The organism is Agrobacterium sp. SORGH_AS_0440 (assembly GCF_031453135.1).
Lineage (GTDB): Bacteria > Pseudomonadota > Alphaproteobacteria > Rhizobiales > Rhizobiaceae > Agrobacterium > Agrobacterium pusense.
Window position 1 is genome coordinate 1,153,021 of sequence record NZ_JAVIYR010000002.1, and the last position, 13,409, is coordinate 1,166,429.

Below are 13,409 nucleotides of genomic sequence, written 5' to 3' on the forward strand. Positions count from 1 at the left end.
GTAAACCGCTACCCCTCAATTGCGTAGCGATATCTCCAGGAGCTCCGTATCGGCCAACGGCTCCACCCAGGCCTCATAGGTGCCCACGGGCGAAAAGCCCATCATCTGGTAGAGCTGCAAGGCGCGCGGATGGTCGAGCGTGTTGGTCGTCACCGTCACCCGCTGCGGATTGTCCTGCCAGGCGGCGTAAAGCGCCTGCAACAGGAACCACTTGCCGACACCAGCGCCGATCGCTTCTTCGAGCAGCCCGAAATAAGAAAGCTCTGTCACCTCGTCGCTTGTCTTGTTCAGCTCGAAGAAACCGGCGGGCGCACCGTTCATATAAAGAACCGTAACGCTGTTTTTCGGATCGCGTAGGATGGCGGAAAGTTCAGCATCGCTCATGCGCATGCGCTTTTGCCAATGCCATCGCTTTCCAACCCGCCAGTACAGATAGCGGTAAAAATGCAGGGGAATATTGTTGACCCGCATCAGCGCCGTCTGGATGTTGACGGGGATCGGCAGGCTGACCTTCGGCGGTGCCGTCATTTCGAGCTGCGTCACGTGCGCCTTCAATGGGCCGTGCGACAGCGTGGGGATCGCATCCGCCGGACCGGTAACCACCGGCGTGTCCTGTAATCCGCCCCATTCCGACCATGAGCCGTCATAGAGAGAATTGTCCTGATGACCGAGCGATTCCAGCGCCAGGGTAATGACGGCTGCCGTCACACCCGAACCGCAGCTCGTCACGACGGGCTTCGTAAGATCGATGCCGGCATCGGTCACCATTTTGCGGATTGCCGTAAGGTCCTTGAAGTGGCCGTTTTCGGAAAAGGCTGTCGCCGGCAGGCTGCGTGCACCGGGCATATGGCCCGAACGCATGCCCGCACGCGGCTCGGCCTCCTCGCCGGTAAAGCGGCCGGCACCGCGGGCATCTGCAATCTGCTTTTCGCCGCTGTCGACAATACCGCGCATGGTGCCAAGCGAGGTCACACGCTTTTCGTTGAAATCGGGTGTGAAGGTTGTGGGCTCAATTTGCGGCGCGCCGGTTTCCAGCGGCCGGCCTTCGCGCTTCCAGCCGTCCAGCCCGCCATCCAGCACATAGGCCTTGCGCACGCCCATTACCCGCAGCATCCACCAGACGCGGGGTGCGGAAAAGAAGCCCGGACCATCATAGACCACGATCGTATCGGTCTCGCTGAGGCCGAGCGCGCCGGCCTGTTCCGCGAAAAATTCAGGCGAGGGCAGGGAGTGCGGCAGGCCGGTTGTGTGATCGGCGATTTTATCCTGATCGAAGAACACGGCGCCAGGAAGGTGACCTGCCGCATATTCTTCTGCGCCGTTGCGCTTATGCGCCGGCAGATACCAGGAGGCATCGACGATGCGAAACCCGGGCGTGCCGAGCTGTTTCTCAACCCAGTCCGCCGAAACGACGAAACGGCTCTTATCCGTGCTCACGATGTCTCTCCCGATCTCAGGCAACAGCTTCAGGCGCGCCGAAACGAATGCGGAACCGCCTGTTCTCCTTGCCCTTCTTTTCTATCTTGGCAATGTGAATATCGCCCACTTCCTGCGTTTCGGATACATGGGTGCCGCCGCAGGGCTGGCTGTCTATGCTGGAATTTGCGCCGATGCAGACGAGGCTGACCCGACCGAGGCCCATTGGCGGACGCACATTCTTGGATTTGACAATGCCGGGATTGGCCTGAAGCTCCTCGTCCGTGATCCATTGCAGGAAAACGGGATGATTGGCTCTCACCAGTTCCATCAGCCTGGCGGTTACGTCGTCTTTGTCAATAGTCTCCGACATGTCGAAATCGACACGCGACTCGTCCTCACCAACGGCTGCTCCCGTGATCGGCCATTGGCAGACGACGGAGAGCAGATGGCAGGCCGTGTGCATGCGCATCAACTTGTAACGACGCGGCCAGTCCACATGCAGCGTCAGCTTTTCCCCGACTTCAGGAGACGGCTGATCCTCAAGCGGGACATGGATGATGACGCTCTTGTCGGTGCCATGCTTTGTAATGCCGAGCGCGATGCGCGAACCATCAGCGCGCTCGAGAAAGCCGGTATCGCCAGGCTGGCCGCCCGAGGTGGCGTAAAAACAGGTCTGGTCGAACTCGATGCCGCCGTCCTCATGCACCGCCGTGACGATCGCTTCTGCGGTGGAAAGATAAAAATCGTCACGGAACAGGGCATTCACAGGCATTTCGGCATGTCCTCAAACGGTTTCGTACGGAACCGAAATATCGGTTTTCGTTGCCAGCCACTGCGGAACGGGAAGGCCCTTGGACCGCAGGAACTCTGGATTGAAGAGCTTCGACTGATAACGATTGCCGTAGTCGCAAAGTATCGTCACGATTGTATGCCCCGGACCAAGCTCATGGGCAAGCCGGATTGCGCCGGCGATATTTATGCCGGTGGAGCCGCCGAGGCACAGGCCTTCCTTCGTTACCAGATCGAAAAGGATGGGCAACGCTTCCGCATCCGGAATGCGATAGGAGAAATCCGGTGTGAAACCCTCGAGATTGGCGGTGATGCGCCCTTGCCCGATGCCTTCCGTGATGGAGGTGCCTTCCGATTTCAGGACGCCATTCTTATAGAATTCGTAGAGGGCCGCTCCCTCGGGATCGGCAAGGCCGATCTTGATGTCGGGATTGAAATCGCGAAGGCCGTCCGCCACACCCGCCAGCGTTCCGCCGGAGCCGACCGCGCAGATGAAACCGTCGACCTTGCCATCCGTCTGGTCCCATATTTCGGGAGCAGTGGTCTCGATATGAGCCTGTCTGTTGGCGATATTGTCGAACTGGTTAGCCCAGATCGCGCCGTTCTCATCCGTCGCCGCAAGCTGTCTCGCTAGCCGGCCGGATACTTTCACGTAATTGTTCGGGTTGGAGTAGGGAGCTGCCGGGACTTCGACCAGCTTTGCGCCGAGAAGCTTCAGCGCGTCCTTCTTTTCATGGCTCTGCGTTTCGGGAATGACGATGACCGTCCTGTAACCGAGCGCATTGGCGACCAGCGAAAGGCCGATGCCGGTATTGCCCGCCGTGCCTTCCACGATGGTGCCGCCCCGGCGCAATTGTCCGCGCCTTTCGGCGTCGCGGATGATGTAGAGCGCGGCGCGATCCTTTACGGACTGGCCAGGATTGAGGAATTCCGCCTTGCCGAGGATTTCGCACCCCGTCGCTTCAGAAGCAGCTTTCAGACGGATGAGCGGCGTATTGCCGATGGCACTGAGCGCAGAGGGGTGAATGGTCATGATTGAGCCTTCTTGTCTGAGCGGAAATTAGGTGCCGTTATGTCCCGTTACAACCGCTTCAAGGCAAGAAATTATCTTCCCGGCTTCGGCTTCGCCACGCAAAATTTTGCCGATACCCAGTTTTATGTCTTCTTCTTCACTCTGGCATAGGCAGCAAGTGCTCTCTCCCGCGCCCTGCCATGGTCGACAATGGGGTTCGGGTAGGTTTCCCCGAGCGTGATGCCCGCTTTGGTCAGCACCTCTTTCGGGGCCTCGAATGGTTTGTGAATATATTTGCGCTCTAGCCTTGCAAGCTCCGGTACGAAACGGCGGACATAATCGCCGTCCCCATCGAATTTTTCGCCTTGCAGGATAGGGTTGAAGATGCGGAAAAATGGCGAGGCATCCGCTCCCGAACCCGCCACCCACTGCCAGTTGGCGGCATTGGAGGCCGGATCGGCGTCCACGAGCGTATCGCGGAACCATTTCTCACCCTTGCGCCAATCGATCAGCAGATGCTTGATGAGGAAGGACGCCACGATCATGCGGACGCGGTTATGCATCGTGCCGTGGCGCCATAGTTGCCGCATCCCGGCATCCACGATCGGATAGCCGGTCATGCCGCGCGTCCAGGCCATGAAGGACTTGTCATCGTCCCGCCAGCTGAAGGCGTCGAAACTGTCGTTCCAGTTCTTTTCGTCCAGCTCGGGAAAATGAAACAGGAGGTGATAGCAGAATTCCCGCCAGACGATTTCCTTGCGAAAACGGCTGATATCGTTTGAGGCGATGTGGCGGGAAAGTCCCTTCGTCGCATGCCAGACGGTGGCGGGTGAGATTTCTCCTAATGCGAGGTGCGGTGAAAGCCGGGAAGTCGCGTCCTTCGCCGGCAGGTCACGGCCCTCTTCATAACCTTTCAGTGCGCCGTCAATGAAATCGGAGAGCTTCTCCCGGGCCCCGTCTTCGCCAGGCGTCCAGATATCGCTAAACTCCCTTGCCCAGTCAGGCCTTTTGGGCAGCAGCTGCCATTCGTCGAGCGTTTCCGATCTTGGCCAGTTCCTGGGCGCGTTGAGTCTGTCTGGCGCATCCGCAGGCGCGTGGGGCTCTTCGCCGCCCTCCAGAGCGCGCCAGAACGGTGTATAGACCCGGTAGGGACCACCGGATTTGGTCTGCAGCTTCGATGGCTCATGCAGCAGATGCCCGGAAAAGCTTCGTACCGTCAGGCCTTTATCCCGGAGCGCGCGTTTTAGGGTCTTGTCGGTCGAAATACCTTCAGGATCATAGCGGCGGTTCCAGAATACGGTGTCTGCGCCGGTTTCCGCGATCAGCCTGCGCAAAACCTCCTCGGCGTCGCCGCTGGCAAGCACGAGGCGGCTGCCTGTTTTCTTGAGCGCGGCATGAAGCGCAGTGAGCGAGTGGTGAAGCCACCATTTCTGCGCACGCCCCAGCGCGCCGCAACATTTTTCCCTGATATAGACGGGGATGACGGGACCTTTATGGTCGGCCGCCGCAAGCAAAGCGAGGTTGTCCGAAAGGCGCAGATCCTTGCGGAACCACACGATGACGGGAGAGGCTTTTGTCTGCATGGGAGGGCCCGGTTCACTTCCGTTTGAACGAGTGTTGAAACGCTTTGTTCCGCAAATCGGCTAGAATGGAAAGATGGGGCACATGGTTTCTCGAGGGTTATTTTTTCGCTCTTGAAACCGCAGGTGAAGGGAACCAACTGGAGGAGCCGGCGTTTGTCGCGGGTTAATAGAGCATGGAAGTGCAATCAATGTTGCTGAATGACGTTAAGTGGGAAAAGCCCGTTACCATCTCCCTTGAAAACGGTGCCCCTCGAATTTTCACAGGCGTTTACGAAGCCTTCGATTTTCTCCAGCATGAGTGGCCCGAGCGGGGAGACAAGGCGCACGAACAGGCGCTTCGCCTGTGCCGCGCCTCGCTCATGGGCGATGTGGGGGGAGAGATAGCCCGCACGGCCTTCGTCGCCGCCAGCCGGCAGGCGCGTTGCCTCGTTGAGGAGCCGGAAAAAATCGCATCCTGAGCCGATTTTGGAACTGACGTGTGAAAGGCCACCCGCCCAAAACGGGTGGCCTTTTTTGTTGTGTGGCAGGAAACGGGTTGTTTCGAATGCGGGATATGGCATCGTGCAGGCGTAAAGGCGAATGAGTGACGGTGATGGGCAGCCACTACGGCTATATTGTTTTTCCAACGGCGCTTGGCCATTGCGGCCTCGCATGGGCGGGGCGAGGTATCGTGCGTCTGCAATTGCCGGGAGCGGACGCCGGCGAAACGGAAAAGCTCCTTCAGAAGCGCCTGCCGTCCGCCTCCATCGCCGTTCCCGAGACGCGGACACGTGAGGTGATTGCGATGATCACCCGTTATTTCGGCGGTGAGGCAATCGATTTTAAGGCCGTGGACCTTGATCTCGCCGGGCAGGAACGATTTTTTCTCGACGTCTATGCCGTCGCGCGACAGGTCGGCTGGGGCAACACGACGACGTATGGCGGCATCGTGAAGACACTCGGTCTTGGCATGGAGAGAGCACGCGACGTCGGCCAGGCAATGGCGAAAAATCCGGTGCCGCTGATCATTCCGTGTCACCGGGTCCTTGCCGCAGGTGGCAGGATTGGCGGCTTCTCCGCACCGGGCGGAACCACTACCAAATTGCGGATGCTGGACCTTGAAAATGCCGGCCGTAGCCGTGCGGATGATGCGCAGGGCAGCCTGTTCTGAAGCAATGACAGATCAGCCCGCATGAATAGGCGTCTGATTTCTGCCCATTTCTCGTCAAATTGTCGCTAAATTGTCACAATACACGAACGCCCGCTAACATAAGGGCGAGACGTTTGAGAGTATCCGCGTTAATTCTATCCGTTGCCTTGTCTTTTACAGTCGTGGCACCGGCCTCGGCTGGCATGCTGAACCAGGCTGAGAAATACACCGGGCTGCATGAGTCCAAGAACAACAAGAGCCTCAAGAACATTCTTGGGGCAAATCCGAGAAGTACGCCGTGGTGCGGCCTTTTCCTGCATGCCGTAGCCAGCAAGGCCGGCCGGCAATCACCCAAATCCTACGGATTTGCGAAATCCTGGAGTTCCTTCGGTTATGCCGTCCCGGTTGGCCAGGCAAAGCCCGGTGATGTCGTCGTCATCCGCAACGGCCGGGGATATCATGCTGGTATTCTAAAGAGCATGAGCGGCAAGACCGCACAAATCCTGGGCGGCAACCAATCGGGCAGGGTGCAGGTCTCGAATTTCAACCGCAAGGCCATCGTTTCGGTTCGGCGATAAATTCCCTGCATTCCCTTGATAAAGGCGGGCCTCGACCCGCCTTTTCCTTTTAAGGCTGTTCTCTCGTGCCTGGCGCCGCCTCGCGCTGGTCGTCGTCCTCCAGATCGGTGGCGACAATGAAAGCATCCTCGTGCTGCCTTGCAGCCTGCCGGCGTGCACGCAGGTTCATGCTCTCGTCCGGATAAATCTCGCCTTCCTTGTCTTTCAACTCGCTGTCTGTCTCGAAACGCGCAACGTCGTCGTCTTCAATATCAAGCGGTTCGGGTTTCGGCTTCTGCGGGGTGTTCATGAAGCGATCTCCTGCTGGTTTCTGCAGGCCAAACGCTCGGCAGCCGATGCCGGTTCCCTTTCTCGCCAAAATGCTCATTCGTCGCAGGTCGATGCGGAACTAACTCTGGCTTTTTTTGTTTTTTCAATGGCACAATTGAAGCTGGTGCAACGCAAAGAGGGAGGTCCGTTATGAGCCACGACCGCGAAGCCGCAATCCGTGAAAAAGCGCGCGCAATATGGGAGAGGGAAGGAAGACCCGACGGGCATCATGAAAGACACTGGATCGAGGCGGAACGGGAAATCTCCGCGGAGGCGGAACCGGCAAAACCCAAAAGCGGAAATGGCGTGAAGAAGTCCGCTTCCGCCACCGCGTCAGGGGAGAAGGGGCCTGCAAAAAAGTCGCCCACGAAAAAAGCCAATTCGACAAAGGCAAAATCTCCTGCGGTAAAATCGCTGGAGAAAGAGCAGAAATCCACGGACAAGAACAAGGAAGACGATTTGACCGAAAGCCTTGAGGAGAGTTTTCCGGCCAGCGATCCACCGGCATTGACCAACGCCACGAAGGCAACAAAACGGGCGGTCAAGAAAAGCTGATGGCTTGACGGCCGCACAGCAGGAAGTCACGAAAACTTCCAGTTCACGCCGGGCGAATTGCAGCTGCACTTCGCTCGGCTGACACGCTTTTGAGAAAAATGGCTCCCCGGGCCGGATTCGAACCGGCGACCTGTCGATTAACAGTCGAATGCTCTACCGCTGAGCTACCAGGGAACGTGCGCTGCTTGGCGCGGTGTGAGCGGGGTAATACAAATGCTTTTCCGATTTGCCAAGCGCTTTTTTCAAAAAAAACGCATTCCTCTTGTTTTATCCCTCCGGAGTCCCGATTTTCCGGGCTTATCGACGCTGAAAAAATTATCCACAGGCCAGATGCTGAAGGGCGGATTGGAATGAAATTCGGAATCGACCACAGAACGGGTCGTCTCAATCTCGGAAAATGGAGCCTTGCCATGCCACGTTCGCGCGTCGGCAGGATCGCAACGGGTTCGGCGCTGGTCGTGGGCGGTACGCTGGGCTTTTTGCCCATTCTGGGTTTCTGGATGGTTCCCGTCGGCCTTGTCGTGCTTTCCCACGACCTGCCGGCTGTTCGTCGCCAACGGCGAAGGCTGGTGATCTGGTGGGCATCGCGGCGGAACCGGCGGGAGCCCCGCGACCCGGACCGACAGTAATCCTGCTACGCCCCGATGGAGCTGCTGATACCCTGGCCTGCCCAGAAGGCGGCATAGGCGAGTGCAGCGAAATAAATCGTCGTCAGCCCCAGAAAGAGGTAACCGCCCAGCACCGTGACGCCGTCCCGCTGGATCATGCCCGCTGAGAAAAGCAGGATCGCAATGCCCGGCAGGGTGTTGGAAAAGGGAATGAAGCCGAGCGGCATCATCAGAAGCACGCCCGCCGTCATCAGGGCGAGGCCATTTATCCTGTTGGCGATGACGCCCGTCGTCAGCGCCGGAATGCGTGGACGGATAAAGCGGTCCAGTCTCGATACGATCGCCACACCCTTCTGCAGCGCCGGGACCAGCTTTGCCGTTTCCATCTGCCGGTCAAGAATTTTCGCCGGCAGCCATGGCAGGCGGTTCAGCGTGATCGCGAGACTGACGAGAATGATTGCGGCGCCGAAAACGGTGCTGACTCCGGGAATGGAAACCGGGATCAGAAATGGCAGGGAGGCTATGGCACAGATGAGCAGCAGGCCCTGTTCACCGATCGCTTCCATCAATTCGCGCAATGTGATCGTCTGGCCCTGTAGTTTTCCTATCAGCTTTTCAAGCGTGGTGCTGAGCTCTTCAGACGTATCAGTGAATGCGAATTCGTTCGACATGCCGCTTCCCGGAAGTTGTTCAACTCCAGGATTGATACCATTCCTCTGGCCCGATGCCTATCACAGATGGAAACGCGCCTCTTCACATTTGGTCATGCCGTCCGAAAGATTTAATGCGAAACCCAGTTGCTATAGGCCCCTGCAAGAAGAACCACGAGCAGAATGACAAGTATGACCGGATTTATTGATGTAACGAAGTTGACATAGTCCATGATAACTTCCTCCTCTTCCCGCCACCTCTTATTCTACAGCAAAAAGGCGAGTTCATCTACCTAGAGATGAAATTTCGCATCGCAGCAACCAATCTCCGGTATGGATTGGAATCGTGGGACTTTTTCATTTTCCGCGATGCAAAAATAAATCTTCCAACATTTGCCATTCTCTTGAGTTGTCTCTAATCCTGCTTCGTGACGGGTTTCCGGACCCGCCGCCTGCCGTTGATTGACCGGGTGAAATTCCGCCTGTGTCTTGCCTCCGTCTGCCTCCTGACCATTCTTCCCCGGGGACATGAAAATGCTGAAAAACATCTATGCCTGGACGATGGCGCTCGCCGCGCGCAAAACCGCCGTGTGGTGGCTGGCAATCGTGGCTTTCGTGGAAAGCTCCGTTTTCGTTGTTCCTGCCGACGTGCTTTTTTTGCCCATGGTATTGGCGAAGCCGAAAAAAGCGATGTTTTACGCGCTCGTGGCCACGGTCGCCTCGGTTCTGGGCGGCATAGCGGGCTGGTTCCTCGGTCATTACGCATTTGAGAGCATTGCCCGGCCGATTCTTGAATTTTACGGCAAGCTCGACAGCTTCGAGCATCTGAAGAACTCGGTGGATTATGAAACCATCGTTCTTCTGCTGGTGACATCGGGCCTTGCGCACCTGCCGCCAATCAAGGTGGTTACCATTTTGTCGGGCGCGGCCAATATCAGCCTTGGCCTGTTCATTCTGTCGGCGGTCGTCACGCGCGGCGCGCGCTTTTTCATCCTTGCCGGTTTGCTGCAAAGATACGGTGAATCGGTCCGCCATTTCATCGAAAAACGCCTCGGCGCCATCACGGCCGCGGCGGCGGCGGCACTTATCGCCATCTACGCGGTTTACGTTTTCGTGCGTTGATCGAAAGCAATTTTTCTACTCTTACAATACTGTCGCATAACTTTCAGCCTACTGTCAGAATCCACCTGTATCGGTTCCCCTGTCCAATCAGGGAACCGTTTTATTATGCGAAGATTCTGGAAGTGCTCCTTTGGGGGCATGGGCCTCGTCGTGCTTGCGGCAGGCGGATATCTCTATGCCATTCAACTCCTCGGCAACTTCCACGAGGTGATGGCCGGGCAGCTTTATCGCTCCAACCAGCCGAGCAGCGAGCAACTTGTTCGCTACACCAAGGATCACGGAATAAGGACTGTGATCAATCTGCGCGGGTCAAATGAATCCCAGGCGTGGTACCGGGATGAGGTCGAGACCTCGCGCAAACTCGGATTGAATCATATTGATTTTGGCATGTCCGCGAGCCAGGAGCTCAACATGAGCCAGGTAAACGAGCTGGTCGCGATCATGCGCGACGCGCCGAAACCGATTCTCATTCATTGTAAGGCGGGTGCGGACAGGACGGGCCTCGCGACCGCGCTTTATCTCAGTCGCGTCGCGCGTCTTGGAGAAAAGGAAGCAGAAAGTCAGCTCTCGGTTCGCTATGGCCACATCGGCATTCCCTATCTCTCGCAAACCTATGCCATGGACCGGACCTGGGAAAATGTGGAGGATATGCCGATCACTGACGACTTTGCCATCGCTTCCAATGAATATTGAGCAAGGCTTCGACCGGTCGGGAAGCAACTGATAACGCTCCGTTTCTGAAGCGCCATTGGCTGTAATGCTTCTGTGAATTGTCCACCCGCGCTTCGGCTCTCTGTCGGCAGGGGAAGCTCTTATCGGAGCGTGGAATCTGTGCGACTTGACCGCGTCATGGGTATCGGAGACCAGCTGTGGATAAGGCGATTTCTAGTCGCGATCCATGTCCGGCGTCCACCCGCGCGTATATCCTTTTCCCATGATGGCGACGGCAAGGGACAGCTGCTCCTGCAAATGCTCGATTTCGCCGAGTAGCGCCTCAACGGCCGCCCTTGCATCACCGTCATGACACTGGATGACGTATCCCGCTATGTCGTCAGGCCGTATGGGAGTGATCTTTTTAGCGTCGGACATGGTAGGTGACCTCTCTTTTGTTCACTAAATGTTCTAATTTTAGCAGAGAGTCAACACGGCAATGCACATCGTCGTTTTACGGAGGGCGACGGCATATCGCGCCCGCTTTTTTTTGTAGAATTTGCCGGTGAGCACCTAAGCAAAATGGGCCGGTGAGCCTGGGGTCCTACAGGAGCTTTAACCCAACCCAAGCGCGGCGTCGCCCGATGGGTTAATGGACCGAAGGATCCTCGCTATCCAGAAAGCTGCGAATCCCGTCTTTTTCGCAGGTAGCCAGGAATTCTTCCCATGCGTCTTTGTCGGTTGCGAAAGGTTCGTCCCAGGTGGTGACATCGTCGTGCTCGCTGATAACTTCCAGGGTCCAGTCTTGCTGGGTGCCCGCGGGCCGGTAGATGTCAACAAGGACAGTGATACCCTCGTCTTCAAACTCGCCTGAAAATTCCGAGTGTTCTATTTTCGTTTTTTTTGCCATCTCAGCACACTTCGTTCTCAAGGCTTGAATAAATGCACACCCGAACGGGATGTTTGAAACTTGCGCATAACGCTCGCTACTGGAGCGCTAAAACAAATATAGCCAGCTCTGGGGGAACTGGCTATCTATCTGATTTAATGGTCGGAGCGGCGGGATTCGAACCCACGACCCCTTGACCCCCAGTCAAGTGCGCTACCGGGCTGCGCTACGCTCCGAACCTGAAAGCCGTTTATATAGAAGCCTGTTAGGGCGCAAGCGGAAAATGGCCTTTTCTAAAAAAAACGAACAAAGGATGTGGACTGCGGGAATGGGATCAATGGAGCACCGCGTTTTGCCGGCTGCGTGGCTGTCAAACACCTGACACATCATCTTTTCATCATGGCCGGAACCTGCCGCGATCTCTAACGTTCATTCGCAGCGGAATTGAAACTCAGGGAGACAAACAATGTCCGAACTTGTCGTTGTCGGTTTTGACGGAACGGAAGAGGCCGACCGGGTCCTTCTGAAGCTTGCGAGCCTGAAGAAGGAGTATCTGGTCGATCTGGAAGATGCCGTTGTCGTGGTTCGCGATGAAAATGGCAAGGTTCATCTGAAGCAGAGCGTCAACCTGACAGCGATCGGTGCAAGTTCCGGATTTCTGTCCGGTGGCCTGTGGGGCGGCCTCGTCGGCCTGCTGTTCCTCAACCCGCTGGCGGGATTTGCGATCGGCGGTGCCATTGGCGCGGGAACGGGCGCGCTTGCGGGCTCGCTGACGGATTACGGCATCGATGACGATTTCATCAAATCCCTGGGCGAGACCATTCCAAACGGGTCGTCGGCTCTTTTCGTATTGATCCGAAAGGTGCAGCCGGAAAAGGTTCTGGCGGAACTGGAAGGGCTGCGCGGCAGGGTTATCAAAACATCGCTCTCGCCGGAGCAGGAAGCCGAACTACAGAAAGCACTTTCGGGCGGGAGCCATCAGCCTGCTACACCGGTTGCCTGAAACGGATAAAAGCAACGCTGCGGCATCATCGATGTCGCAGCGCTTCTGCGTCAGCCGTTGCTGTCAAACGGTGAGTGTGCCGTCCTTAGCCTGCGGCCAGGTGAGATAATAATAACGGCTGCCGACACTGCCAAAAAACGCGTTGTCGCCGGAAATGCCATCGATATAAGCCCCGTTGGCGCCCTTTGCATAGGCCGCTCCATCGCGTTTCAGATGATCCTTCAGGAAGTCGCTCCAGCCCGCCGTTGCGATCGCTGTGGCGGGTTTCGAGGCGGTCTTGGGGTCGTCTGTCACATCCCACGCTTTGATCTTTACGCCGTCCGCCGGGTTGGACACCGTCAGCGTGCCGGCAGCCAATGCTTCCAGCATCGACTTGGCCTGCGCCGCCTTGGCGGGATCCCCGGAAAGTTCTTCGAGCGTCGCTTTCAGATCCTTCATGAAGTCCGCCTGGGTGATGTCGCCGGAAGCGGCCGTCTTGTCCGTATCACCGCTCTCCGCCTCATTGCCCGAGGTTTGCGCATATTGCGCCAGAAGCTGCGTCAGCCGCGTATTGCTGGAAGAGGTGGAGGTGGTGGTGTCGATGCCATAGGAATTGAGGAGCGTCGTCCGTGATGATGTGGAAGTCGCAGCGGAGTTGTCTTCCTGTTCCCTGATGGCCTTGAGGGCCAGTTTGGTGGCGGTGAGACGTGTGGAAAGGTCGATGGAGGAGACCATTGCGCGGGATGTCCATGATCGGACCAGATACGCATCATCCGTACCGGGCCGGCGCGGCGTGAATCTGCGATTCCTGCCATTTGTCCTCTTTCATAAGAAGACCGGGTGCGTTCCGGCCGTTTTTTGGCTGGAACGCACCCGGTTTAATGGTCGGACTTTGCGCGACGCTTGCGGCTCAGTTTTCCTGAACGGAAACACCATTCGGGCCGATATTCATCTCGATCCCCTTGGGCTTGCTTTCTTCATGCCAGACGTAAATGCCAAGGCCTGCGATGACGACAATCAGCGCGCCGATGATGAGATAGAGATTATTGGTCTGCGTCATAAGATGTCTCCCCGTTTGACAATCAGAATCGGGGGCTAAACGCATGAAATCGTGGAAGGTTCCGTAAGGTCAG

The 13,409-nt window shown here is 57.1% G+C and carries 18 protein-coding genes and 2 tRNA genes; 8 read left to right on the plus strand and 12 right to left on the minus strand.

The window, feature by feature from the left end:
- Positions 1 to 15: 15 nt before the first annotated feature.
- The 4 genes from sseA to QE453_RS14965 form a co-directional block, all read right to left on the minus strand.
- Positions 16 to 1,437, minus strand: a complete 1,422-nt coding sequence (sseA, locus tag QE453_RS14950) for a 3-mercaptopyruvate sulfurtransferase (protein ID WP_309777359.1) — start codon at positions 1,435 to 1,437, stop codon at positions 16 to 18.
- A gap of 16 nt (positions 1,438 to 1,453) precedes the next feature.
- Positions 1,454 to 2,191 (minus strand): alanyl-tRNA editing protein, encoded by a 738-nt coding sequence (locus QE453_RS14955; protein ID WP_045534258.1) that lies wholly within the window; start codon positions 2,189 to 2,191, stop codon positions 1,454 to 1,456.
- Between the two features lie 12 nt (positions 2,192 to 2,203).
- Entirely contained in the window at positions 2,204 to 3,241 is a 1,038-nt protein-coding gene (locus QE453_RS14960; protein ID WP_309777360.1) for a cysteine synthase A, read from the minus strand.
- 122 nt (positions 3,242 to 3,363) lie between these two features.
- Positions 3,364 to 4,803, minus strand: a complete 1,440-nt coding sequence (locus QE453_RS14965; protein ID WP_309777361.1) for a deoxyribodipyrimidine photo-lyase — start codon at positions 4,801 to 4,803, stop codon at positions 3,364 to 3,366.
- 188 nt (positions 4,804 to 4,991) lie between these two features.
- Here QE453_RS14965 and QE453_RS14970 point away from each other — a divergent pair, with 188 nt between their 5' ends.
- The 3 genes from QE453_RS14970 to QE453_RS14980 all read left to right on the plus strand — a co-directional run bounded on the left by QE453_RS14970 (position 4,992) and on the right by QE453_RS14980 (position 6,510).
- Positions 4,992 to 5,261, plus strand: coding sequence for a DUF982 domain-containing protein (locus QE453_RS14970; protein ID WP_004441235.1), 270 nt, complete (start codon positions 4,992 to 4,994; stop codon positions 5,259 to 5,261).
- Between the two features lie 134 nt (positions 5,262 to 5,395).
- Positions 5,396 to 5,953, plus strand: coding sequence for a methylated-DNA--[protein]-cysteine S-methyltransferase (locus tag QE453_RS14975; RefSeq protein WP_309778170.1), 558 nt, complete (start codon positions 5,396 to 5,398; stop codon positions 5,951 to 5,953).
- A 113-nt stretch (positions 5,954 to 6,066) separates the two neighbouring features.
- A complete protein-coding gene (locus QE453_RS14980) occupies positions 6,067 to 6,510 on the plus strand; it encodes a TIGR02594 family protein (protein WP_004441240.1) in 444 nt (147 codons plus the stop codon).
- Positions 6,511 to 6,559: 49 nt separating this feature from the next.
- On the opposite strand, the gene QE453_RS14985 is transcribed toward QE453_RS14980, so the two are convergent.
- Complete coding sequence (locus QE453_RS14985) at positions 6,560 to 6,799, minus strand: hypothetical protein (protein WP_309777362.1); 240 nt, start codon at positions 6,797 to 6,799, stop codon at positions 6,560 to 6,562.
- 170 nt (positions 6,800 to 6,969) lie between these two features.
- On the opposite strand from QE453_RS14985, the gene QE453_RS14990 reads away from it, so the two are divergent.
- Positions 6,970 to 7,374, plus strand: coding sequence for a DUF2934 domain-containing protein (locus QE453_RS14990; RefSeq protein WP_309777363.1), 405 nt, complete (start codon positions 6,970 to 6,972; stop codon positions 7,372 to 7,374).
- A 99-nt stretch (positions 7,375 to 7,473) separates the two neighbouring features.
- Here QE453_RS14990 and QE453_RS14995 read toward each other — a convergent pair.
- Positions 7,474 to 7,548, minus strand: a tRNA-Asn gene (locus QE453_RS14995).
- 176 nt (positions 7,549 to 7,724) lie between these two features.
- On the opposite strand from QE453_RS14995, the gene QE453_RS15000 reads away from it, so the two are divergent.
- The gene (locus tag QE453_RS15000) at positions 7,725 to 8,003 is read left to right on the plus strand and encodes a hypothetical protein (protein ID WP_044458770.1); all 279 of its coding nucleotides are present in this window, start codon (positions 7,725 to 7,727) and stop codon (positions 8,001 to 8,003) included.
- 5 nt (positions 8,004 to 8,008) lie between these two features.
- Here QE453_RS15000 and QE453_RS15005 read toward each other — a convergent pair whose 3' ends face one another.
- Positions 8,009 to 8,653, minus strand: a complete 645-nt coding sequence (locus tag QE453_RS15005) for an exopolysaccharide biosynthesis protein (protein WP_309777364.1) — start codon at positions 8,651 to 8,653, stop codon at positions 8,009 to 8,011.
- A gap of 513 nt (positions 8,654 to 9,166) precedes the next feature.
- On the opposite strand from QE453_RS15005, the gene QE453_RS15010 reads away from it, so the two are divergent.
- A complete protein-coding gene (locus QE453_RS15010) occupies positions 9,167 to 9,754 on the plus strand; it encodes a YqaA family protein (RefSeq protein ID WP_004441250.1) in 588 nt (195 codons plus the stop codon).
- Positions 9,755 to 9,892: 138 nt separating this feature from the next.
- On the plus strand, positions 9,893 to 10,447 hold the full coding sequence (locus tag QE453_RS15015) for a dual specificity protein phosphatase family protein (protein WP_006697968.1): 555 nt from the start codon (positions 9,893 to 9,895) through the stop codon (positions 10,445 to 10,447).
- A gap of 192 nt (positions 10,448 to 10,639) precedes the next feature.
- Here the strand turns inward: QE453_RS15015 and QE453_RS15020 are convergent, their stop codons facing one another.
- From QE453_RS15020 to QE453_RS15030, 3 genes are all read right to left on the minus strand, one after another.
- Positions 10,640 to 10,843 (minus strand): hypothetical protein, encoded by a 204-nt coding sequence (locus tag QE453_RS15020; RefSeq protein ID WP_044458772.1) that lies wholly within the window; start codon positions 10,841 to 10,843, stop codon positions 10,640 to 10,642.
- Positions 10,844 to 11,054: 211 nt separating this feature from the next.
- Positions 11,055 to 11,315 (minus strand): hypothetical protein, encoded by a 261-nt coding sequence (locus QE453_RS15025; protein WP_037089037.1) that lies wholly within the window; start codon positions 11,313 to 11,315, stop codon positions 11,055 to 11,057.
- A gap of 138 nt (positions 11,316 to 11,453) precedes the next feature.
- Positions 11,454 to 11,530, minus strand: a tRNA-Pro gene (locus QE453_RS15030).
- Between the two features lie 230 nt (positions 11,531 to 11,760).
- Here QE453_RS15030 and QE453_RS15035 point away from each other — a divergent pair.
- Positions 11,761 to 12,297, plus strand: coding sequence for a DUF1269 domain-containing protein (locus tag QE453_RS15035; protein ID WP_004441259.1), 537 nt, complete (start codon positions 11,761 to 11,763; stop codon positions 12,295 to 12,297).
- 63 nt (positions 12,298 to 12,360) lie between these two features.
- Here the strand turns inward: QE453_RS15035 and QE453_RS15040 are convergent, their stop codons facing one another.
- The gene (locus QE453_RS15040; RefSeq protein ID WP_244405039.1) at positions 12,361 to 13,011 is read right to left on the minus strand and encodes a hypothetical protein; all 651 of its coding nucleotides are present in this window, start codon (positions 13,009 to 13,011) and stop codon (positions 12,361 to 12,363) included.
- 175 nt (positions 13,012 to 13,186) lie between these two features.
- Entirely contained in the window at positions 13,187 to 13,336 is a 150-nt protein-coding gene (locus QE453_RS15045; RefSeq protein ID WP_003521552.1) for a hypothetical protein, read from the minus strand.
- Positions 13,337 to 13,409: the final 73 nt, after the last annotated feature.

What these genes read in the sequence shown, in the direction of transcription:
- QE453_RS14985 (WP_309777362.1), bottom strand. Translation starts at nt 6,799, where the DNA reads ATGAACACCCCGCAGAAGCCGAAACCCGAACCGCTTGATATTGAAGAC.
- QE453_RS15005 (WP_309777364.1), bottom strand. Translation starts at nt 8,653, where the DNA reads ATGTCGAACGAATTCGCATTCACTGATACGTCTGAAGAGCTCAGCACC.
- QE453_RS15045 (WP_003521552.1), bottom strand. Translation starts at nt 13,336, where the DNA reads ATGACGCAGACCAATAATCTCTATCTCATCATCGGCGCGCTGATTGTC.
- QE453_RS15035 (WP_004441259.1), top strand. Translation starts at nt 11,761, where the DNA reads ATGTCCGAACTTGTCGTTGTCGGTTTTGACGGAACGGAAGAGGCCGAC.
- QE453_RS15020 (WP_044458772.1), bottom strand. Translation starts at nt 10,843, where the DNA reads ATGTCCGACGCTAAAAAGATCACTCCCATACGGCCTGACGACATAGCG.
- QE453_RS15000 (WP_044458770.1), top strand. Translation starts at nt 7,725, where the DNA reads ATGAAATTCGGAATCGACCACAGAACGGGTCGTCTCAATCTCGGAAAA.
- QE453_RS14955 (WP_045534258.1), bottom strand. Translation starts at nt 2,191, where the DNA reads ATGCCTGTGAATGCCCTGTTCCGTGACGATTTTTATCTTTCCACCGCA.
- QE453_RS15010 (WP_004441250.1), top strand. Translation starts at nt 9,167, where the DNA reads ATGCTGAAAAACATCTATGCCTGGACGATGGCGCTCGCCGCGCGCAAA.
- QE453_RS15025 (WP_037089037.1), bottom strand. Translation starts at nt 11,315, where the DNA reads ATGGCAAAAAAAACGAAAATAGAACACTCGGAATTTTCAGGCGAGTTT.
- QE453_RS14990 (WP_309777363.1), top strand. Translation starts at nt 6,970, where the DNA reads ATGAGCCACGACCGCGAAGCCGCAATCCGTGAAAAAGCGCGCGCAATA.
- QE453_RS14975 (WP_309778170.1), top strand. Translation starts at nt 5,396, where the DNA reads ATGGGCAGCCACTACGGCTATATTGTTTTTCCAACGGCGCTTGGCCAT.
- QE453_RS14960 (WP_309777360.1), bottom strand. Translation starts at nt 3,241, where the DNA reads ATGACCATTCACCCCTCTGCGCTCAGTGCCATCGGCAATACGCCGCTC.
- QE453_RS14970 (WP_004441235.1), top strand. Translation starts at nt 4,992, where the DNA reads ATGTTGCTGAATGACGTTAAGTGGGAAAAGCCCGTTACCATCTCCCTT.
- QE453_RS15015 (WP_006697968.1), top strand. Translation starts at nt 9,893, where the DNA reads ATGGGCCTCGTCGTGCTTGCGGCAGGCGGATATCTCTATGCCATTCAA.
- QE453_RS15040 (WP_244405039.1), bottom strand. Translation starts at nt 13,011, where the DNA reads ATGGTCTCCTCCATCGACCTTTCCACACGTCTCACCGCCACCAAACTG.
- QE453_RS14965 (WP_309777361.1), bottom strand. Translation starts at nt 4,803, where the DNA reads ATGCAGACAAAAGCCTCTCCCGTCATCGTGTGGTTCCGCAAGGATCTG.